We start from the raw sequence: 21,160 nt of genomic DNA on the forward strand, positions 1-21,160 counted from the left end.
AATGTTGGATACTACAATAATGAAGTTATTTTATCAAGCACTCCAGTAATATCAAGAAATACGATGATAATGACTAGAGGAATAATAAACCTGATAATAAAAAACCAAATAGTAAAGGCAGTAGCGCCAAAACGAGAATGCTGCAATAACTCCTCTCGCAGCTTGCTTTTCTTCATTTTAAGCGGTACAAAAATCGAAATCAAAAAAACGCCAAGCGGCATCAAAATATTACTTACTAAATAATCTGCTGAATCAAATAGATTTTTCGAAAAGATTAAAATGTCGGCAAAAGCACTATAGGATAACGCAGACGGAATGCCTACCGCAAATATGAATGCACCAAGCATATAGGCATATTTTGTTCTCTTCTCCTCTTTTCCTTTAACCATAGAAGCTACAATGATTTCTAGCATCGAGAAGGCCGACGTTAATGTTGCAAATAAAAATAATGCTAAAAAGCCTAATAAAAAAACTTCCCCAAAAATAATTTGATCAAATACCGCGGGCAATACTACAAACAACAAGCCAGGTCCTTCCGCTGGTTCTAAACCTAGTGAAAATACAGCCGGAAAGATGGCCAATCCCGCTAATAATGCTATCAGCAAATTCATGGTTACGATAGAAATAGCCGGTTGAATCAAGCTTTCCTTTTTTGACAAATAAGAACTGTAGGTAACCATGACGGATACTCCGACACTTAAGGAGAAAAACGCTTGACCCATCGCAAACAATACACTTTGGGATGTGATCCTTGAGAAATCAGGTGCTAGAAAAAACTTCACACCTTCCATCGCGTTATCCAGTGTAAGTGAGCGAATGATGAGTACGATAAAGAGTACAAATAAAGCCGGCATCAAAATTTTGCTCACCTTTTCAATCCCATTTTGTATCCCTTTTGCCACTACAACAACTGTCAAAGCCAAAAATACAAATTGTGCCGCAATAACTAAAATAGGATTAGCAATAGTATCGTTAAAGACCGCTCCATAATTTGCACCTTCACTAATAATTCCGCCAAACAAACCTTTTGCAAAATAAATAACAATCCAACCGCCAATAACGCTATAAAAAGACAATAAAAGAAAGCAGGTAAATACCCCGAGCTTTCCGATCCAATGCCAATTGCTATGAGGAGCTAAGCTGCGATAAGCACTTATGGCTTCTTTTTGTGTGCTTCTCCCGATTACAAACTCTGCTAATAACAATGGGAAACCCATAAAAAAAGTGAATAAAATAAATAAGAGAAAAAATGCCCCTCCCCCGCTTATCCCCGTAACATAGGGGAGCTTCCATATTGCGCCCACTCCAATAGCAGAGCCTGCCGCGGATAAAATAAAACCAATCTTCGATGTCCATTGCGCTGATGTTTGCATACAAATCAATCCAGTCTATTTTTATTATGTCTTTTTTTAAAAATGTAAAAGACAAAAAAAGCCACATCTCTATCTTTAACGATAGGGACGAGGCTATTCACACGGTACCACCCTAATGGAAAACAAATTTTGTTTCCTGCTTATCGCTCTTACGCTATTAATAGTCTACGGAATTATAGTACGGCAACAACGAAAGGTCAACCTTTATTGTCGATATTTTATTACCAAAAAACTTGCTGCCTTATTGCAAACGATCCCATAGCGCTGAGAAAGCTGCCGGCTCTAACTGAAAAAAAACAGGTGCATTTGAATATTTCACATAGTTTCCTTTAAACAACCACATCTGCACTTCCGTCTGATCCTCCAGCTTAAAGAACAAAACCTTCTGATTTTGTGCACCTTCGTTGTATATGCCTTCCTTGTACAGCTTATCCCCATCAATAGGCTTAGCATCATACAATGCTGTCATGAACACATGAAGCGTTTGATCGATTGGCAACTTATTAAATTGCGGCTTGCTATAATTCCAGCTATTATAATCCTGCCATCTTACTGATTCCATATGATCCTTTACTTTCGTTTTTCCTATTAAATCTTCGCCACTCGCAATCGTAATGCCATTTAGATGTTCATACAATTCAGCATAGATCTGTCCCTCATGCTCTTGGTAGGACATAATTCTAAAATCACTATCATATCCGTTCACGGAATAAATGTCAGCAACGCCTATCGTTGAAGCTAGTTCAACATAATCTGTTTGCTTGCTCCACTCGTCAATACCAGCTTTTGTACGTCCAAGCTTGTCGCCGCGCAGCTCCTTCGCATTTTGCGCAGAGATGCGAGTTTGCGTTTGTGTATAAATATTGCCTTTATAGACGATTAGACCGATCATATCAGCCATGGCATTTGATTGATCTGGAAGCTTTATTTTCGGAATCGTAATTGCATTCGGGTCGTTTATAGGTTCAACTGGATCTCTTTGTACAATGGGCTCCGTTATATCAATAAGAAGTTTATTATCACTCATCCACCTATCTGCACTTATCCATCCAAGGATAACGACCAACAGTAAACTACCCACAATATATTGAAATCGTTTGATTCGAAATGGACTCGCTGGTTTCTGACGAAGCAGCTGTTGAGCAATTCTATTCTGTAAATCTGCCTCCGGCTCTATTTGATCCATCACATGCTTGTACGCCTTGTGATTCATATTATCGTTCTCCTTCCAATTCCAGCTTTAACCGTTGCCTTCCCCGTTGCAAACGCATCTTTACTGCAGACTCACTAATTTGCAAAATGTCTGAAATTTGGTTGACCGAGTAATCCTCATAATAATAAAGGTGAATAACCGCTTTGAATTTAAACGGCAATGCCATGACATGATCCATAACTGTACGATCCGTTTCCGATTCAAAAAAATCATTCATTTCTTCCATCTTCACTACACGTCTTCGCCATAAGCTGCCTAACATATTTTTGCACTGGTTCGTGATGACTCTTATGAGCCATGCCTTTTTATGATTCTGATCATTGAATTCAGGTGATTTATACAACAATTTCGCAAATGTTTCCTGCATGGCTTCTTCTGCGTCCTCTTTGTTTCCGAGGTGAATCATTGCGATTCGATAAAGCATTTTGCCGTATAAAAGATAGGTTTCCCCAAAATCGACGCCCGGCCGGAGCGAACTGCTTGGCATTGTAATATGACCTCCTTTACCCATTAACACAATTAAGAACGTAGATTGGTCACATATTGTTTTACTTTTTTTTTTTGAAAAATCGTTTTTTAGTTTCAAATTGGGTTCAACAGTACGTTAAAAAAAAGAAGTGATCGGTCATTTGACCGATCACTCCAATTATTATTAATGAATGGGTAAACATACCATTACTGTCGTACCTTCGCCTAGCCTACTTTTCATTTCGATCGTTCCATGATGAAGAGTAACAATTTTTTTGGCGATCGCAAGCCCCAAACCATTGCCGCTAATATTGCGGTTGCGTGATTGGTCCGACTTGTAAAACCGCTCAAACACATGTTCAAGCTTATCCGCCGCAATGCCAATACCTGAATCGGTTATTGTGAATAGCACTTCGGTATCGGATTGAGTTAAAGAAATCTCAATAATTCCGCCTTCAGGTGTGAATTTGATGCTGTTGCCGAGTAAATTCATCCATACCTGGTTCAACTGATCCTGATCTGCTGTAATCTTGATCGTGTTCGCCCATTCTAATTCGATGCGAATGTCTTTGGCCGACCATTGAGGCTCGCAAGTAACGACGATTTGCCTAATTTGCTCGTCGAGATTATACGTCATCGGCTCGAATGGATGCTGATCGGAATCAAGCGAAGCAAGCCTGAGCAAATTATCGCTAAGCCTCGATAGCCGCCCGCTCTCCATAATAATAATATCCAAATAATAATTACGATTATTTTCTGCTACCAAGCTGTTGTTCTTCATCGCCATTGCAAAACCCGATATAGACGTTAGCGGAGTTTGAATTTCGTGCGATACATTCGATACAAAATCCTGCCGCATTTGCTCCAGCTGTTTCAGTTCACTAGCCATTTCATTAAAGCTATGGCTTAAGACTCCTATTTCATCCGCGCTTTTCAGTTTGATTTCCACATCGAAATCTCCCTTGGCAAGCCTCTTGGTCGCTTGTGTCATCGCTTGAATCGGTTTCACCAAATAACGAGCTGCAATAAGAATACATAGGCTCCCAATAATTAAGCCGAGAAGCAGTATGAGCAGCAGCATTCGATTTATAATATCTTCATTTTGCGCTGAAAACTGCATAAACATGGCCTGTATCTTCCCATCGATGGGAAAAGGAATACCAACGAATGTTTGGCCTTCCTTACCAGGTGAGCGATATAATTGTCCTAGAAGCACCTGCTGAACAGCTTCCGGCGCAATTTTCACATTACTCGTATTGTTTAAAGCATAGATCGTAACATTTCCGGATGCATCATACATGTGGATTGGATAAGCGGACACCTTTACCATTCTTGTTAGGAAAACACTCAGATCATCCGGCCTTGTTTGTTCATAGAGAGTAATTATTTCCTCTCCTGCTGCAAGCATGTCGTTCTGACCGACATGGTTTATTTCTTTCTTGAATATAAAAAAGCCTATAAAAAATGAAGACAACAAGCTGAATATGATGACGGCCAGAAACGTGCAAATGATGCGGACATATAACGTATTGATCATGTAATGACAAGCCGATACCCCAGACTACGGGCGGTTTCAATCTGAAAATGTTGTGCATCGCCAGCAAATCTTTCCCTTAGCCGTTTAATGTGAACATCGACGGTTCGGTCGTCACCTTCATAATTTTTGCCCCAGATCTGAGTGATCAGCTGTTCCCTCGTAAAAATTTGTCCGGGATGGTTCGCCATTTTAAACAGCAGCTCAAATTCCTTCAACGGCAGATTTAGCGTTTCTTCTCCTCGAATCACTTGATAGTTGCGGCGATTGAGGGTAACGCCGCCAAGCTGTACCGTTTGTGATGAGACAATCATGTAACGCTTCAGCAGCGCTTTTACTCTCATCACCAGCTCCATCGGATCAAACGGCTTCGTTAAATAATCGTCCGTGCCAAGCTGAAACCCCTTCACTTTCTGCCCCGACTCTCCTTTGGCTGTGACCATCAGAAGAGGGATATTGGAATCGATGCGCCTGATCTCCCTGCACAATTCCCATCCGTCTACTTGAGGCATCATAATATCGAGGATAACCATATCAATTTGATTGTTTTCCCAAATTTCTTGCGCCTCCGCACCGTCTTTTGCCTCTAAAATTTGGAAACCTTCGTTTTTCAAAAATAAAGACATCAATTCGCGAATATGTGCATCGTCATCCGCGATCAGAATTTTGGCCATTAAGATGTAAGTCTCCCCTCTTTAACATGCGCCTCCCATATGGGCGGATTGCTGTTTCAACCAAAATGCCATCCAAGCAAGTTCCAATGATAGAAAAACAAACTGAGTGCTACTGCCGCTAGCATAATAAGAGAGTAATGCACGCGTCTTAGGACTGTCCAATAGCTGTTTTTCCAAGCAAGCACACTCATAACGATCATCGCCAAAGTAAATCCAACGAGTAGAATAGGCATAAACAGATAAAGATTCAACGACTGTGTAATGCGGCTAAGTCGAGTGAGCATATCCATATTCATCACGACAACAAGCGTCGCCACAATGGTTGTAAGCGCCCAGACGGCGGTGGCTGCAGACAGTCGAGAAGCCCACTTCTGCTCTTTCGGCATCGCGCTGATTTCACGTCTGCGATTTAGGAAGCCTAATATTACCGTAATAAATAGAAAGACTGAGATGCCAAGCAATGGAAACCAGAACGATGTTTGATCCAGCAGCGACGCGCGCTCAAGCGGCATTGTAGGTAAGAAATCAAGAAGCAAATGAGTGACTTTTCCTGATTCGTCGGTGCGGAATCCAATCCGTCCCTCTCCGCCTACTTGTTGAAATACATCAGGTCCAATAGGTTCAAATACTTGTTGTTCAGCACCACTCCCAATGAGTAAACGATTACCTGCAGCTGCTACACTGATCTTGGACATAAAACTATAAAACTTATCAATATCGGTATGATTGCGACGAGTAAATTGATAGGAACCCGCATATTTCTGTACAGCATCATTAAGTTCAGCGGATACTGGCGGCAGGCTGACTTCCTCGGCTGGGAAATAGCGGTCTAAAAAGGCTTTTGCGAGTCCATCCGCTGCTAATGAGCCGTCCCCTCCATTGTAGGAAACAAAAATGCCAATCTGCTTATCTGGAACGAGATATAGCTCTGTATTAAACTGCAAATCTGCTCCGCCATGGGATATAACTTTCCGGCCGTTCATGTTCAGTTCATAGAAACCAAGATCTATTGCCGGTAAATCCTTATGGAACTGGAAAGCCGGTGCATGCATCAATATGGCTGTTTCTGGCTTCAAAATTTGATTTTCTCCATAACGTCCATTCTGAAGATGAGCAATCATGAAATGAGCCATATCCATCGCGGATACTGCAGCTGATCCCGCAGGCCGAAATCCTCCCTCAAACGTTGGCGGCTGAGCTGTATATGCACCGTTTTCCTTAGCATATCCCGGTACAGAAAAAGCTTCTAATGCAGCAGGAATAGGCTCTTGAATAGTAGCGTATTTCATATCCAGCGGATCAAAAATATATTTCTGAATATAATCATTGTACGCTGTCCCGCTAACTTCCTCGACGATTAATCCTGCTAGCGCGGCGCCATAGTTGGAATAAGACGACATCTCGCCCGGAGGCCTTACTCGTGCCGGCATATGCTTGGCAAGCGTTTCCGAAATCGATACCGGCAGCTTTTTAGGATCTGTAGTAATTTGATAGCCGACTCCGCCTTCTTCAAAGCCAGCGGTATGGGTCATTAGATGACGCATCGTAATCGGCTCTGAATAGGTTTTCGGTATTTTCACCGTTTTCAAATAGTTATTGATGTCTGTGTCCAGATCGATCTTGCCTTGCTCAACAAGCTGCATCACAGCGGTCCAAGTAAAAAGCTTCGTTGTTGAAGCGATTCGAAATAGATCTGTCTCTGGGTTCGCCAGCTGGTTCTTCTCGAGGTTAGAGTAACCATACCCCTTAGCGAGCAGGATTTCCCCATCCTTGACGATTGAAATAACCGCACCTGGAAACTTGAAATTGTCCATATGCACTTTCATAATACCATCAATGAACGCCGTTAGCCCAGCGACATCGTTTAGAGAATTGGCTTCTCCCTCGGGTGTGGACTGCGCTGCCGATACCGGCGCCTGTGCTCCGAATAAGCTCACTCCCGCAACAGCAACCAGTAAAGTGACTAACATCATTTTGTAACCTATTTTCTTCATAATCGATAACATGGTGAGCCTCCAACATTCTGCGTATTTTTTTGACAACCTACTCTCGACTTGCTTGTGAGAGCATATCATAAGCTTGTGAACGCAGAGTGAACCTCGCTAGTTTTCACAAAAAAAGAGCCGCCCGCATGCTGCGTGGGCGACTCTTAATCGAAATAAGCCATTTATTTATTCGGGAAACTGCTCGTAATCAAACTTTCCATCCGAAGCAAAAACATATTCGCAGCTATTTTGACCCCAAGTGGCTGTGATGCTATAAACTCGGCCAGTTGTCGGTATATCGCTTATAACTGTTGGTGGATTAATGAATGCATACTTTCCATTAACATGGTTTACGGCAACTTCTTCAATCGGCAATAACGATTGCTCAAAGCTTTCAGTCAGAAAAGCCATTTTCACTGTAACTTTATCTGGTGTATTTTCTCCAAAATCGACTTTCAATTTCTCGCCTGGCTTTAAACGACGCAGACCTGTTAGAAGGGTAGGCTCGCTATGCCAAGCAGCTTGGTAAAAGGACATTCGATCATACTTAACCCCATTCCAACTTGATTTTAGAATTGTATAATTTTCGATGGGATCAGGATTTCTCTCATGTGAGATGACTATTGCGGGTGGTTCAACAGGACTGATGCTGCTGCTTATATTGGAATTGCTTGCTCCCACACTAGCCCCAAGTGCAATAGCACTAATAATGACGACTGCCGCTAATACGAATGAGGATAATATTATGAATGTCGATCTTTTGCTAGGTCGCATAATAGCCACCAGCCTTTCTCTTAAAATCGTCTTCTCATCGCTAAAAGTAGCCTGTAATCCTCCAACGGGGTATTGATCATTTGAGGCTACCGCAATTAAGGTTTCACCGTATTCCTGCTTCTCTGAAGAGGTGAATTTACGAATAACCACTTCATCGCAAGACAGCTCACAAAGACGGTTGATCTCTTTTTCTACAAAATAAACTACGGGGTTAAACCAATGCAGAGAAGTAACGAGCATGGAAAACCATTTTACAACAATATCAAACCGTTTCAGATGTGTGATTTCGTGAATCAAAATATTTTTGAGCTGAACTTCATTGAAATTGTTATCTGGTAAGATGATTGTCGGCCTTATAATGCCTATAAGCATAGGAGTGGTGATGTAGGAGTTGCGTACAAGCTTCGCTTTATACCGTCCATTCAACATCATGCCAAGCATCCTATTTTCCCAATCATATGCAGGCTTGCTTGTTGTTTTCATATACTTTAAAAATCGAGTATAGCCTCTTAATTTTATAAAGAGTGATAGTATTGTCCCAATTAACCAAACGTAAATGGCATATTGCTTAATTATTGTAATCACAAAAATTTCTGAATTATCAGCTCTGATACTCTCTGCTGCTTGAGCATCATTTGCTTGAGGCAAGGAGATTGCATGAGTTGGGTCTATCTCCATACCAGATTTTGCAGCTTCCCCACCTTGTAAAATGGGACCTGTTAGAAATGGATTTTTGTTAAAAACATCATTCATAATACTCCCATCAAACGAAAACGGAATCGTCAATCTTAGGAGTACTACGATCCAGATGTAATACTGAAGCGACTTCGAGAATTTATGCTTGATTATTGGCTTCATTAAAAACAATAAAAAGAAGAGGATGCTTCCTGATATCGAAAGCGACAATATAAGTTTCATGATGTCATTCAATTCAGTCACCTACCTTAAATAAGGTACGCAGCTCCTTGATGTCTGCTTCGTTTAGCTTATTGCCTCCTAATAGCGTTGCAACTAGACTTTTTGCACTTCCAGAATATAAACGATCGATTAATGTTTGTGTCGCATGCTCGTTATATTCTTGCTCGCTCACTTGTGGCTTGTAATAGAACACTTCCTTCTTGGCTGCAATGACTACGCCCTTCTCACACAATCTCCGAAGCAAGGTTTTTATTGTAGAGCTTTCCCAGCTGCTTGATTTTTCAAGACATTTTCTAATTTCAGATATAGGCAGCTCTGTCCCGGCTTCCCATAATACACGCATAACTTCAAGCTCTGAATCCGTTATCTTTGAAACTAAGCTGCTCATCATCCCACTCCTCAAGGTTACGTATGTAGACTCTGATTAGAGTTTACAGCAGTAACCTCCAACTGTCAAATCATTCCTGTGTATTATTGCCACCACTCATGGTGTTCAATTTTTCAAAACTTCAAGACTTCAAGACTTCAAGACTTCAAGACTTCAAGACTTCAAGACTTCAAGACTTCAAGACTTCAAGACTTCAAGACTTCAAGACTTCAAGACTTCAATTCTTAAGTCTACTACACTATACCCCCAAAATTTTACTTCGTTTTATCCTAGTCTTTCAGATTAACCACGAACCCTGCAGGGTAATAGTAACTGTTAACTAACGAATCTAATAGAAATGTCCATAGAGAGGATACTATTTATGAAAAAGGCGATGATCATTATTAATCCCACTTCTGGTAAAGAAGAGGCACTCAACTATGTCAGAAAAGTGGAAAACCTTTTGACTGATCAAAGATACGACGTTACGATCAAGGAGACGGCAAAAGAACAGGACGCAACCCTGTTTTGTATATCTGCGTGTGAGGACAGTTATGATTTGGTCGTTTCAATCGGAGGGGATGGCACGCTTCACGAAACGATTAATGGACTTATCAATCAAAAACATCTTCCGAGGCTTGGAGTAGTCCCTCTTGGAACAGTTAATGATTTTGCTCGCGCATTACAAATACCGCTTCTTCCCGACAAAGCCATTCAGACCCTCTCTTCTTCCCGAATAAAAATAGTAGATTTGGGCCAATTAAATGACCAATTGTTCGTCAACACCGTTGCTGTAGGCTCATTTGCTGAATCACTCTCTTCCGTTACGTCAGACGATAAATCCCGGCTCGGCGCTTTAGCCTACGTAAAAGAAGGGATCAAAGAGCTTATGAACCCGCCGACTCATCCTCTTTGCATTCAATATGATGGAGAAACATGGGAAGGAGAATCTCCACTCTTTCTCGCTGCGTTAACCAATTCAGTAGGCGGATTTGAGAGGTTGGCATCCGACGCGGCTGTTGACGATGGTTTGCTTCACTGTTTTATTATAAAGGATTTGACTATATTCAATACGATTACAGCCAGCCTTTCATTGCTGTTCGGCAAATTCAAAAATCATAAAGACGTGGTTTATTTTACAGCCAAAAATGTAAGTATAAGCTCGCCTGAATCAGTAAGGACTAACGTTGATGGTGAAGAAGGGCCCTCCTTACCCATCCAAATAAGCAGTATGCCTCGTCATATTCAGGTGATTGTACCGGAAGAGGCTACAGTGTAGTCCTAGTCCGCAGCTATTTGTAGATCAAGATCAATATAACCGGCTAGTTGAACAGATGGGATCGATGGAGTCCGTGCGATCGGCGAGATAGGTGGATTCGGTGAGATCGGTGGGACCAGAAGGATCGATGAAGTCGGTTGATTCGGTGAGATCGGAAGGATCACTGAGGTCGGCGGAATCAATAGGAACGCTGAGATTGGTGGGGCAAGTGGATCAATGAGGTCGGAGGAGTCGGTGAGATCGGAAGGATCACTGAGGTCGGCGGAATCAATAGGAACTCTGAGATTGGTGGGATCAGTGGAATCGATGAGGTCGGAGGAGTCGGTGAGATCGGAAGGATCACTGAGGTCGGCGGAATCAATAGGAACTCTGAGATTGTTGGGGTCAGTGAGATCGGCATGATAGGTGTCTTTGTCAATGGGGCATTACAAGCCTTTTCGGAATCTACAACGTTAGGTCCCTTCGTCGTTGTTTACGAGGACTAATACTAGCCTTGGAGCAAGGCTGCCTACCAAGATTGGACAGATAAATGTAAGACGTAGTGGCTAGCATCTGCTCATTTTGCTCGTCGTACGGACATTGATCCCAATCTTCGAAGATTTAACCTCATTTTGCTTATCTTACGGACATTGGTTCCGCTATTTGTGAATATTAGCTAGTTTTGCGGATTTTATGGACATAGGTTCCGCTAATTACTATAAAATCGAGTGATTTCGAGGGTTTTATCACAAATAACGGATCTCATGTCCGTTAAAATCTCAAAACCCCCTTAAATTGTTATTTAGCGGAACTGATGTCCGTTAGCACTGCTCAAAACCTTGCAACCTCGAAACTGCCGCTTCTATTCAAGTTCTTCCGATACAAAATCCCACTCTATCAACACTTCGCTGTATGTTACTTGTCTTACAGACACATTTCCACTCTTCGAACTCTTCAGCTCACATTGCTCGTCTTTCGGATATAGATCCCGCTCTTTGAACACTTCAACTCTTTTTACTCGTCTTTCGGATATAGTTTTCGCTTTTCGAAAAGCTCAACTCATTTTACTCGTCTTTCGGATATAGATCCCGCTCTTTGAACACTTCAACTACTTTGCTCATCTTTCGGGTATAGTTTCCGCTTTTTGAACACTTCGCCTCATTTTTCTTGTTTTACAGACACAATTTCTTCTCTTCGAACACTTCACCTCATTTGGCATTTCTTACGGACATTGGTTCCGCTATTTGTGAATATTAGCCCATTTTGCGGGTTTTACGGACATAGGTTCCGCTATTTGCTATAAATCTGCGTAATTTCGGGGGTTTTATCACAAATAACGGATCTCATGTCCGTTACATACTTACAAACCCCCTTAAACCGTAATTTAGCGGAACTGATGTCCGTTAGGACTGCTACAAACCTTGAAACCTACCTCAAAACCTGGTAATCACCGCCCTTTCCTCCGCTCTACTAATACAAAAAAGCCACTTCCAAAGAAGTGGCCTTGAAGATGTTCGCAATGTTCGAATGATTCTCAAATGATTTTCGGAGATTGTTAAAAAAGAGCTAGAGTAGCTTGTCGATAAAGAAAGCTCCAAGCAGGAAATCCTTCAATGGTTCTCAGTAGCTTTCGTGTCCTATCAAATGTTTGAAAGTTGTTTAAAAAGTAATTGAAAATGTAATTGAAAAGTTGCTCGATTGTTGCTCCAAATACGCTTGATAAGCTCCGCAAGGAACGAGGATTCTAAAGCTCCCAAGCCAGCAAACCGCCAACCGTCCCCCGCCAACCTTCATTGCAATAAAATAATACTGCTGCTCGCTATAGCAACTACGGTGAAATAGCAGCTAGCACTCCCGATGAGTCACTATTTGCCCTAGTAAGCTTTTACTAGCTTCCACGCTCTCTCCATATCATCGATTAGCGTATACGGATCTTCCATTCCGATGTACAATCTGGCTACTGATGGGTTTGTTCCGTCCGGGTTTCTACGCTCAGGCGTTGTATTGACCGTAACGAGACTCTCGTAACCGCCCCAGCTGACTGCAATCCGGAAATAATGCAGCGTATCTGCCCACTGCTTCATGACAGCAACGGGAAGCTTGGATTCGAAAGAAAACAAGCTGCTGTATCCGTCCAGTTGTTTTTGTGCCAATTCATGCTGAGGATGTGAACGAAGACCTGGATGGTTTACACGATTGACCATAGGGTGTTTCTCCAAATACTCCGCGATGATCATGCCGCTCTTCTGATGGCGCTCCATACGAAGCGGAAGCGTACGTAAACCACGAATCATTAACGACGCTGTATGAGCGGTCATGATTCCTCCTAGCAGCATATACCCTTTGTTCTCAATTTTACTAATTAGCGCAGCACTTCCAGTTACAACGCCGCCCAGACAATCACTATGTCCTGAAAAAAACTTAGTCATCGAATGCAGCACGAGATCGATGCCCATAGTCAGCGGCCTTTGGAAGCAAGGTGTTGCCCAGCTGCCATCTATCATTGTAATGATCCCTGTTTTTTTCGCCAGTTCAGCTATTCCTTCAAGATCCTGCAGCTGAAAAAGGCCTGATGTAGGGCTCTCCACGTATATAATTTTTGTATTTGGCTGTACTGCATCCTCGAAATCGGAGAGCAAACTGCCATCTACATAAGTGACTTCAACCTGATATCTCTCTGACATTTCATTTAGAAACTCTCGTGTTGGCCCGTAAGCCTGATCAACACAGATGACATGATCGCCTGAACGAAGCAGCGCATGCAGCGTTCCTGCAATTGCAGCCATGCCCGATGCGAAGCAGCGCGACTGCTCACCGCCCTCCAATTCTGCGATTTTGCTTTCCAAATATTTTACCGTTGGATTGTTGCCTCGGGAATATACGTTGGCAGCTAATACATCCTGCATCGCATGATCGAAGGTTTCATGATTCTCGAAAGTAAATAAGCTATTTTGATAGATCGGTATGGTTACCGCACCGTAATGTTGTTTATCTACCTGATCGTGAGAGACTTTTGTATGCAGCTGATTATCCATTTCTTTTCTCTCCATCATGTCGTTTCCCTCTATCCATTCCATGAATTTATTATCCTTTTTCTGCTCCCTGTGTTAATCCCTCTACGATGAAACGCTGGGCAAAAGCGAACAATACGACGGTAGGAATGACAGATAGTACCGTTCCAGCCGACATTGCACCCCAATCGACATCAAATTTCATAACGAAGGAGTTCATAGCTACCGGCAGCGTCTTCAATGCCTCGTCATCGATAAACATGACAGCCATAAACAGCTCATTCCAGTTTTGTACAAATGCAAAGATGAAGGTTGAAGCAATGCCCGGCAACATGACCGGAATGATTACTCTTAACAACGCCGTCAGACGCGAACAACCATCAATCATGGCTGCCTCCTCTAAGCTGCTCGGAACGCGTTGGAAAAAGCCTCGAAGCATAATAGTTGAGAATGGAATAAGCATAACCGTGTAGCAGATAATTAATGACATCCTTGAATTAATCAAATCCAAGTCCGCCATCAATAAGTACAATGGAGCTAGTGCAATAAATCCCGGAAGCATTTGCGTAACGAAAAACGCCATCATAATCTGTTTATGCCCTCTAAACTGAAAGCGGGCCATGACATATGCGCTTAGAGTCGCAATAAAAATAACGATAGCAGCAGCAAGGACGGCTACTAATAAGCTGTTGAAGATGTAAATATGGAATTTCGATATTTTGAAAATCTGGATGTAGTTATCCAGCGTGAATTGCTTTGGCCAATATTGAAGCGGGAAAGAGAATATATCCTTTTGAGGCTTAAGTGAAGTAATGACGATCCAGTATAAAGGAAATACCATGATTACAAAATGCAACGCTAGATACAGCACCTTCAGACCTGTCAGTATGCGTGGCTTCATCTTAAAAATCACCCACCTTTTCCGACTTGGTCACAAACAGATAGAAAATCGTGTACAAGATTAGAATGCCGATCATCGTAACACCAATTGCCGATGCCATCCCGTAGTCCCCGCCGTAAATAATTTTATCCAGCATTAGTGAGGATAAAATATGGGTTGTTCCCGCAGGACCGCCGTTTGTCAAACCGTAAATAATCGTTGGATCATTGAATATCCATATCGCTCTGAGCAAAGTCGTTGCGATAATCGTAGGAAGAATAAAAGGAAAGGTGACATTAACAAATTTGCGAATGCTCCCCGCTCCATCCATATCCGCTGCCTCATACAAATCAGCTGGCACCGATTGAAGAGCCGCAAGCAGCATGATTGCAAAAAACGCGATGCCGTACCATACATTGGCGATAATGACCGATGACATCGCCCAATCTGGATCAGAGAGAAAACCGATTCTAGTATCAATAAGGCCGATGCGCATTAATAGATCATTAATAACGCCCATTTGGGAGTTGAACATCCATTTCCAAATCAAGCCGATTAAGAAACCAGACAAAGCCCAAGAGTAAAAGATAAACCCTTGATATACCCCTCTGCCTTTAAACGGTTTGCGCAAAATCAGTGCAAGTGAGAGGCCAATCAAAAATTGAAACGTTAAGGAGAAAAACACCCAGTATGCGCTATTCGTCATCGCTTTCAGAAACTTAGCATCTTGGAATGCGGTTACAAAGTTCTGGAATCCGATGAATCGAACGTTCGTCAGATCGAACAGAACGTAGTTCTGAAACGCCATGACTACCCCTTGTAGGAATGGATAAAACGTAAATATGAGCAGCAACACCAAAGCTGGTAGCAAGCTGAGCAAAATATACGTTCGCTGCTTTCTCAATGCAATCACCGCCCTTGACTTAGAAAATGCGATGGGCGGCTGCTGAGCCACCCATCACTATTTTTCAGATTATTTGTTCATGTCCGCTTTCGCTTTCGCCCAATATTCGTTCCACTTCGTTAACGTATCCTCAACTGAAGTTTGGCCTAGCAGCATCGCCTGACCACTTTCCATAGCGACGGTACCCCATTGTCCATTAGCAGGATATTCGAACGGCGGTTTGAAATTGATGAAAGTATCCGGTTTGTTCGTCATATCAAGCAAAGTTTTGTAAGGTCCTTTTTGGAAAAACTCATCCTCTGTAGCCGAAGAGTGGATCGGTACAGTACCATGGCTTTTGGATAGCTGTGTATTCTCCTCAGGCGAGGATAGGAACGTAATTAATTTCCAAGCAGCTTCTTTGTTCTCCGAGTGGGAAGTGATACCCCAGCCTGCTCCACCTGCAGAAATCATCGCTTTGCCTGATGGGCCAGTAGGCATTGGAGCTGTTGCCCAAGTGCCTTCTTGCATGTTCTCGCTCAATACTTGAATAACGTCTGGATCTTGCAAAAGGAATGCAGTTACACCAGAAGTAAATGCCTGTACCTGCTCTTGGAAGCCCCAGTTAATAGAATCCGGAGGTGATCCTTCTTTGTACAGCTTCACATATAGATCCAATGCCGTTTTGGCTTCTGGAGAAGAGTAGATTGTTCCGCCATCTTTCAGGAACATCGCATCATCAACATTGATCTTGTCTGCGTCGTACGCTTGGATCAATGCATCAGGAACACCGTTGGCACCAGGACCGCCACGGAATGAGAAGCCGTAACGGTTCTTTGCAGCGTCCGTCAGCTTAACAGATGCATTAACTAACTCTTCGTAGGTAACCGGAGCATTGATTCCCGCTTCCTTCAACCAATCTGCACGATAAAACAATTGGCGCTGATACAATCCGTTTGGTATGAAGTAGAGCTTATCCTTGACTGAAGCAACCGATTTAGCAACAGCCGTTACAGTGCCAAAGTCGCTCCATGAGCCTGTGTAATCGTTCAATGGCTCTACGTAGTTGTTATTTACGAATTCCGCAACGTTAAGATCGCGTACTTCCAAAACGTCTAGCGGTTGTTTGGCGGCCAACATCGTTCTGATTTTGTTATCAGCCTGATCAAACGGTGGAGAAATCAATTCAACCTTGATGTTCGTGTTCTGGGCCATGAATTTGTCGATGCTTGCTTTAATCAATGCTGTACGACTCGGGCTGGTCAAGCTTTCAATCATGCGAAGCGTAATTACTTTCTCTTTACTTCCGCTGTCAGGCTTTTTCCCATCATTTGAAGAACTGCAAGCTGTAGTGAGAGTAAAAACCATTACAGCCGTCAAAGCGGATAACATCCATGTTTTCATTGGTTTACCAAACATATGAATCCCCCTAGAGACATAGTGTCATACTATCTACCTGTATGATAGGTTAAATATAATGTAAGCACTTTCATCTTGTCAATAACAAATTTTAATTAATAATGACGTATCGTTTCCTCGATAATATCCATCATTTTGTTAAATTCAGCTAATGCATGCTGTACATCATGTTTGGCAATACCATCAAATAACGTACGATGAAACGGATACGTGTTATCAAATAATTCCTTAACGCCGAACGGGCCAGCAAAGAAACGTTTGATTAATTCAGAGATAGATTCATAGACGCTGTGAAGCAGCGGATTAGCGGCAGCATCATAAATATGCTGATGAAACTTATAGTCAATTGCCGATGTATCCAGACCTCTGTTTTTGCACACATCATACTCTTCTAAACATAGTCTCATCTTCTCGATTTTTTCGTCACTAATCCGTATAGCAGCAAGCTCTACAGCCTTTCCTTCCAAAGCTCTGCGCACGTCAAGAATATGAAGAAGAAACTTCTTCTCATTCTCAATTTTCACCTTTCCGCTATAGCGATAAGACTCAGAATCATTAACAAATATACCTTTTCCGTTCACCACTTTAACAATATCGATAGCTTCAAGATACCTCAGTGCTTCACGCAAAGAGGAACGTCCTACACCTAATAATTTAGTCAGTTCTTCGGCTGATGGAAGCTTGTCACCCTCCTGCAAACCTTTAACCTCGATGTATTTTTGAATCTCTTCTGAGACCAACTCATGAACATTTTGCTTCTTAACCTTCTGAATCATTTCTATCATCCTTTTTACCTTTCAGATAGGTGAATCTTATTCGATTATATGTATTTTGTCAATAAAGCGCTCTCTTTTTGCAAGCATTGCTTACAAGCCGATAGAGTCTGAGTTTACCATTTTCATAACTAATATTTTGCTAGATGAGAGATGAGAATGCTCCTTCGAACATAAAATAAGAAAAACTTGCTTATTTACTTTCTATTTTTTAATTTCGGTATTTCCTATTTAATGATAGTAGAATCTTACCTCCATAAGAGAAAGAGGTGCTGCCATGCTTGAGCAGATTATTCTAGTTAGCAGCTTTACGTTTATTATTCATTTTGCAGAAACGATTACATACTCTCTTCGATTAGCTGGCGTGCGTATGGGAAAAATAGCAGTCGCTATATCGTTAACCGGCATTATCCTGCTGGTATCACGAACAGCCAACATGGTGCAAGCACCGCTTATGGGAAAGCTCATCGATTCTGCCAAAACTTCCATGGAGTATTCATTGATTGAGCAATTTCGAATCATAATCTTAAGCGCGTCACTCGGAACAATTGCTGCGATGCTAGCATTTCCAACCGCGGTGATGCTGGCTAGACGAGTCATTGCCCACTTGGAGGTAGCAGGCTCTATCCCAGGCTTGCTAAGAACGACGGTATCCATTGAGAAACTTAAAAACTCGCGTTCACACATCCGACTGCCAAAGCTGGGAATGCTGGCGCGTTTAAGAATTGGCGGCATACCGAAACGATTGTTTTTACTCAACATTATCGTAACTGCGGTCTATACCATTGGCGTGCTGGCTGCTTTACTCGCTTCTTCCATTACGACTGAACATGCGATCGCCGCTTCTCAATCATCCGGGCTAATCAATGGGGTAGCAACGATTTTGCTAGCACTTCTTATTGATCCTGAAATCGGCTTATTGACGGATAAAGTGCTAAAGGGAGAGAAAAAAAGCGCTGCGTTAACTAAAGTATTCGGTCTGCTTATGTTGTCCCGTGTGATGGGCACGATGCTGGCACAATTGTTGCTTGTCCCTGCAGCATCCTTGATTTTGTGGGTCGTATCTAGATAAAAAAAGAATGTTAACTTGCTTGAGGAGGAAAGTCATGCTGTGGTCACATTTATTTTACAAGCAGGATCGTTATAAATTTTTTCCAAAACATATCGCGATCATTATGGACGGCAACGGGAGATGGGCAACTCGCAAAGGGCTGCCGCGAAACGTTGGACACTTTTACGGGATGAAAACGATGCAGAAAATCATAAAAAGATCGATTTCGCTAAAGCTTAGCTGCTTGACCTTATATGCATTTTCAACAGAGAACTGGAGAAGGCCCAAAGCTGAGGTTGATTATTTATTGGAGCTGCCTATCAAATATTTTCAGAATCAAACGATCGACGAACTAAACAAAAAAAATGTAAAAGTAACTTATATCGGCGACATTAGCTCGTTTCCCGCTCATACGGTGGATGTCATTCAGCGAACCTGTGAAATAACGAAGAACAACACTGGCATGCTTCTGAATATGGCTCTTAATTATGGGGGGAGAACTGAAATTCTGCAAGCTGCAAAAAAGCTCATTGCTAGCGGAGCAGACCCGCTCACTTTCGATGAACAATTTGAGAAAACAATCGCTACCTCCGATTATCCGCCAGTTGATTTAATCATTCGGACAAGCGGTGAAAAGAGGTTGAGCAACTTTCTACTATGGCAGGCAGCGTATGCTGAATTGTGGTTTACAGATAAAAGCTGGCCAGATTTTAACTATGCCCTATTGAACGATGCGATACAAAATTATTCGAAAAGAAAAGAACGGGAATAATGAACCTGCAAAGACCAAACCCTTCACATAAACGAGGAGAATGGTCTTTTTGTTTGAAAATCATGCTAGTTTTGTTTCGCTATTTCTGCAAACTTGGTATTGAATTGCTGTGCAATCTCATCCAAATGTGGAGTCATAACATTAGATTTTTGTTTTAAAATAGTAAACTTATTCATTAACGCTGCGATTTCATAGGGGGACCCATCGATCAGTTTGGTAATCGGCGACATATGGTATATTTTCAGAAAGCTGTATACCATCCCTCTATAATTGCGAATAAACTTAACTTGGTTTGCTGGTATAATCGTATAACCTAATGATTCCAACACTTTAAAGCCTTCATCTATTGCTGTAATCATTTGCATGAGCAGCTTTTTGTTCTTCGCCATTTTTTTGAATTGATTATCGCTTGTTATGCTAATAGCGTTCATTGCCAGTATAGGGACGATATGACTTTTAAGCCAAGCATCCATATCTTCTTGATAATCTAATTTGTATTTTACTTTTTCAAAGGCTTTTTCTAGTAAAGGTTTAAATGACAGCTCCCCTTCTAAACTGCCAAGCACCATATGTCCGCCTCCACGTATACAGATCATTCGATCAACTTCTCGACGACCACCGCTAAGCTGGAATCCGAATGCTATATTTTTTTTCACGGCACTATTTTTCTGCAAGTCATTTTGCATTTCATGAGCGTCTGCATTATTACCTACAAGCACAATATGACTGCTTTGATTTTGCGCAAGAATGGGCAGCACTAATGGAAAATCATTGTATTTCATAACCACAAAAATGAGATCATACAATTCTTCTGATGACAAATGATGAATAACTCTCACTTTGTCCACCGTCGTCTTACGCTGAAAATAATGACGAATAACGATGCCGTCTTTCGTCAGCTCTTCATATCTTTTTCCTCTGGCAAGTACGGTAACCTCATTGCCTCCACGCGCTAACACATGTGCAAGATAGTGCCCAACACGCCTGCGCCATAAACTAATATTTTCACAAAGCATCTCCGCCTATTATATATTTCAAGTGAAATGAACATTGTAGTATTTTCTGAACATTCGTTGATTAAACAACATCTGTTCAATATAATGATCATATCAGCGCAGATGCTGCTCTTCAATCGGTAAAATCAGCGAAAGTGTTGATTAATCAACAGATCGAGAGCAAATGTCTAAAACCGCTCAAAAGGAGTCACACTTTGGATAGACGAGTACTCAAAACAAAAGAAGCCATCATGAAGGCTTTTGTCGAGCTAATTGCAGAGAAAAATTTTGAGCAAGTAACCATTAACGAAATTGCGGAACGTTCCAATGTAAACCGAGGTACTGTTTATTTGCATTACGTTGACAAGTTTGATCTGCTGAATCAATGTATTGAGGTTTATTTAACACAATTGTTTGAGAGCTGCATGCCTGCTGAAGACATAACCCCATCGTCTGCCAAAACATTATTACTTCGAACATTCAAGTATTTAGAGCAGCATGCATTCATCTATACGACGCTGTTAACGAGCAAAGGTGTTCCTACGTTTAGAAACCGACTGATGGAATGCATGCAGCAAGGTATTGAGGATCATATTGATATGAGCGGCATCAATCAGGATATGAACAAGGAGATTATGGTGCAATTTCTGGCTTCAGCGGCAATTGGACTGCTGGAATGGTGGATCATTCACTCCATGCCCTATCCTGCTGAAGATATCGTCGAACAATTGTGGACGCTGCTTGAGCGTCATATCTTTCCAGAGCCAGCCTAACTCTTTTGCATTATTGGAAAGACTACACAAAATAAAAAA

18 protein-coding genes are annotated in these 21,160 nt (G+C 41.9%); 4 read left to right on the forward strand and 14 right to left on the reverse strand.

Annotated features, from left to right (window positions below; translation table 11 throughout):
- Nucleotides 1–11 precede the first annotated feature (11 nt).
- The 8 genes from AB4Z45_RS13195 to AB4Z45_RS13230 form a co-directional block, all read right to left on the reverse strand.
- Nucleotides 12–1,373 carry a sodium-dependent transporter gene (locus AB4Z45_RS13195; RefSeq protein ID WP_441909754.1) on the reverse strand — a complete coding sequence of 454 codons (1,362 nt, stop codon included), beginning with the start codon at nt 1,371–1,373 and terminating at the stop codon, nt 12–14.
- Between the two features lie 241 nt (nt 1,374–1,614).
- A complete protein-coding gene (locus AB4Z45_RS13200; RefSeq protein ID WP_441909755.1) occupies nt 1,615–2,586 on the reverse strand; it encodes a hypothetical protein in 972 nt (323 codons plus the stop codon).
- A 1-nt stretch (nt 2,587) separates the two neighbouring features.
- The gene (locus AB4Z45_RS13205) at nt 2,588–3,073 is read right to left on the reverse strand and encodes an RNA polymerase sigma factor (protein WP_441882875.1); all 486 of its coding nucleotides are present in this window, start codon (nt 3,071–3,073) and stop codon (nt 2,588–2,590) included.
- A gap of 165 nt (nt 3,074–3,238) precedes the next feature.
- The gene (locus tag AB4Z45_RS13210; protein WP_441909757.1) at nt 3,239–4,591 is read right to left on the reverse strand and encodes an ATP-binding protein; all 1,353 of its coding nucleotides are present in this window, start codon (nt 4,589–4,591) and stop codon (nt 3,239–3,241) included.
- Nucleotides 4,588–5,262 carry a response regulator transcription factor gene (locus AB4Z45_RS13215; RefSeq protein WP_441909758.1) on the reverse strand — a complete coding sequence of 225 codons (675 nt, stop codon included), beginning with the start codon at nt 5,260–5,262 and terminating at the stop codon, nt 4,588–4,590. The genes AB4Z45_RS13210 and AB4Z45_RS13215 overlap by 4 nt, the downstream gene beginning before the upstream one ends.
- A 56-nt stretch (nt 5,263–5,318) precedes the next feature.
- Nucleotides 5,319–7,268 carry a serine hydrolase domain-containing protein gene (locus AB4Z45_RS13220; protein WP_441909759.1) on the reverse strand — a complete coding sequence of 650 codons (1,950 nt, stop codon included), beginning with the start codon at nt 7,266–7,268 and terminating at the stop codon, nt 5,319–5,321.
- A gap of 165 nt (nt 7,269–7,433) precedes the next feature.
- Nucleotides 7,434–8,939: a M56 family metallopeptidase gene (locus tag AB4Z45_RS13225; RefSeq protein WP_441909965.1), complete on the reverse strand. Its 1,506-nt coding sequence runs from the start codon at nt 8,937–8,939 to the stop codon at nt 7,434–7,436.
- Nucleotides 8,940–8,952: 13 nt separating this feature from the next.
- Nucleotides 8,953–9,330 carry a BlaI/MecI/CopY family transcriptional regulator gene (locus AB4Z45_RS13230; protein WP_441909761.1) on the reverse strand — a complete coding sequence of 126 codons (378 nt, stop codon included), beginning with the start codon at nt 9,328–9,330 and terminating at the stop codon, nt 8,953–8,955.
- Between the two features lie 358 nt (nt 9,331–9,688).
- Between AB4Z45_RS13230 and AB4Z45_RS13235 the strand changes: the two genes are divergently transcribed.
- Entirely contained in the window at nt 9,689–10,585 is an 897-nt protein-coding gene (locus tag AB4Z45_RS13235; protein WP_441909763.1) for a diacylglycerol/lipid kinase family protein, read from the forward strand.
- Nucleotides 10,586–12,438: 1,853 nt separating this feature from the next.
- Here the strand turns inward: AB4Z45_RS13235 and AB4Z45_RS13240 are convergent.
- The 5 genes from AB4Z45_RS13240 to AB4Z45_RS13260 form a co-directional block, all read right to left on the reverse strand.
- Nucleotides 12,439–13,641, reverse strand: coding sequence for a trans-sulfuration enzyme family protein (locus AB4Z45_RS13240; RefSeq protein WP_441909765.1), 1,203 nt, complete (start codon nt 13,639–13,641; stop codon nt 12,439–12,441).
- Nucleotides 13,642–13,648: 7 nt separating this feature from the next.
- Entirely contained in the window at nt 13,649–14,476 is an 828-nt protein-coding gene (locus AB4Z45_RS13245; protein ID WP_076269999.1) for a carbohydrate ABC transporter permease, read from the reverse strand.
- 1 nt (nt 14,477) lies between these two features.
- Nucleotides 14,478–15,368 carry a carbohydrate ABC transporter permease gene (locus tag AB4Z45_RS13250; RefSeq protein ID WP_339209580.1) on the reverse strand — a complete coding sequence of 297 codons (891 nt, stop codon included), beginning with the start codon at nt 15,366–15,368 and terminating at the stop codon, nt 14,478–14,480.
- Nucleotides 15,369–15,428: 60 nt separating this feature from the next.
- Complete coding sequence (locus AB4Z45_RS13255; protein ID WP_441909767.1) at nt 15,429–16,757, reverse strand: ABC transporter substrate-binding protein; 1,329 nt, start codon at nt 16,755–16,757, stop codon at nt 15,429–15,431.
- Between the two features lie 95 nt (nt 16,758–16,852).
- The gene (locus AB4Z45_RS13260; protein ID WP_441909769.1) at nt 16,853–17,533 is read right to left on the reverse strand and encodes a FadR/GntR family transcriptional regulator; all 681 of its coding nucleotides are present in this window, start codon (nt 17,531–17,533) and stop codon (nt 16,853–16,855) included.
- A gap of 274 nt (nt 17,534–17,807) precedes the next feature.
- Here AB4Z45_RS13260 and AB4Z45_RS13265 point away from each other — a divergent pair, with 274 nt between their 5' ends.
- Complete coding sequence (locus tag AB4Z45_RS13265; protein ID WP_441909771.1) at nt 17,808–18,602, forward strand: lipid II flippase Amj family protein; 795 nt, start codon at nt 17,808–17,810, stop codon at nt 18,600–18,602.
- Between the two features lie 34 nt (nt 18,603–18,636).
- On the forward strand, nt 18,637–19,353 hold the full coding sequence (gene uppS, locus AB4Z45_RS13270) for a polyprenyl diphosphate synthase (RefSeq protein ID WP_441909773.1): 717 nt from the start codon (nt 18,637–18,639) through the stop codon (nt 19,351–19,353).
- Between the two features lie 65 nt (nt 19,354–19,418).
- On the opposite strand, the gene AB4Z45_RS13275 is transcribed toward uppS, so the two are convergent.
- On the reverse strand, nt 19,419–20,369 hold the full coding sequence (locus AB4Z45_RS13275; RefSeq protein WP_441909775.1) for a ketopantoate reductase family protein: 951 nt from the start codon (nt 20,367–20,369) through the stop codon (nt 19,419–19,421).
- A gap of 194 nt (nt 20,370–20,563) precedes the next feature.
- On the opposite strand from AB4Z45_RS13275, the gene AB4Z45_RS13280 reads away from it, so the two are divergent.
- The gene (locus AB4Z45_RS13280; protein WP_441909777.1) at nt 20,564–21,121 is read left to right on the forward strand and encodes a TetR/AcrR family transcriptional regulator; all 558 of its coding nucleotides are present in this window, start codon (nt 20,564–20,566) and stop codon (nt 21,119–21,121) included.
- The last annotated feature ends 39 nt before the right edge of the window (nt 21,122–21,160 follow it).

It is taken from the genome of Paenibacillus sp. MCAF9 (assembly GCF_052114265.1).
Taxonomy (GTDB): Bacteria; Bacillota; Bacilli; order Paenibacillales; family Paenibacillaceae; genus Pristimantibacillus.

Coding starts and splice junctions, on each gene's coding strand:
- AB4Z45_RS13195 (WP_441909754.1), bottom strand. CDS start 1,373: ATGCAAACATCAGCGCAATGGACATCGAAGATTGGTTTTATTTTATCC.
- AB4Z45_RS13200 (WP_441909755.1), bottom strand. CDS start 2,586: ATGAATCACAAGGCGTACAAGCATGTGATGGATCAAATAGAGCCGGAG.
- AB4Z45_RS13205 (WP_441882875.1), bottom strand. CDS start 3,073: ATGCCAAGCAGTTCGCTCCGGCCGGGCGTCGATTTTGGGGAAACCTAT.
- AB4Z45_RS13210 (WP_441909757.1), bottom strand. CDS start 4,591: ATGATCAATACGTTATATGTCCGCATCATTTGCACGTTTCTGGCCGTC.
- AB4Z45_RS13215 (WP_441909758.1), bottom strand. CDS start 5,262: ATGGCCAAAATTCTGATCGCGGATGACGATGCACATATTCGCGAATTG.
- AB4Z45_RS13220 (WP_441909759.1), bottom strand. CDS start 7,268: ATGTTATCGATTATGAAGAAAATAGGTTACAAAATGATGTTAGTCACT.
- AB4Z45_RS13225 (WP_441909965.1), bottom strand. CDS start 8,939: ATGAAACTTATATTGTCGCTTTCGATATCAGGAAGCATCCTCTTCTTT.
- AB4Z45_RS13230 (WP_441909761.1), bottom strand. CDS start 9,330: ATGATGAGCAGCTTAGTTTCAAAGATAACGGATTCAGAGCTTGAAGTT.
- AB4Z45_RS13235 (WP_441909763.1), top strand. CDS start 9,689: ATGAAAAAGGCGATGATCATTATTAATCCCACTTCTGGTAAAGAAGAG.
- AB4Z45_RS13240 (WP_441909765.1), bottom strand. CDS start 13,641: ATGGAATGGATAGAGGGAAACGACATGATGGAGAGAAAAGAAATGGAT.
- AB4Z45_RS13245 (WP_076269999.1), bottom strand. CDS start 14,476: ATGAAGCCACGCATACTGACAGGTCTGAAGGTGCTGTATCTAGCGTTG.
- AB4Z45_RS13255 (WP_441909767.1), bottom strand. CDS start 16,757: ATGTTTGGTAAACCAATGAAAACATGGATGTTATCCGCTTTGACGGCT.
- AB4Z45_RS13260 (WP_441909769.1), bottom strand. CDS start 17,533: ATGATTCAGAAGGTTAAGAAGCAAAATGTTCATGAGTTGGTCTCAGAA.
- AB4Z45_RS13265 (WP_441909771.1), top strand. CDS start 17,808: ATGCTTGAGCAGATTATTCTAGTTAGCAGCTTTACGTTTATTATTCAT.
- uppS (WP_441909773.1), top strand. CDS start 18,637: ATGCTGTGGTCACATTTATTTTACAAGCAGGATCGTTATAAATTTTTT.
- AB4Z45_RS13275 (WP_441909775.1), bottom strand. CDS start 20,369: ATGCTTTGTGAAAATATTAGTTTATGGCGCAGGCGTGTTGGGCACTAT.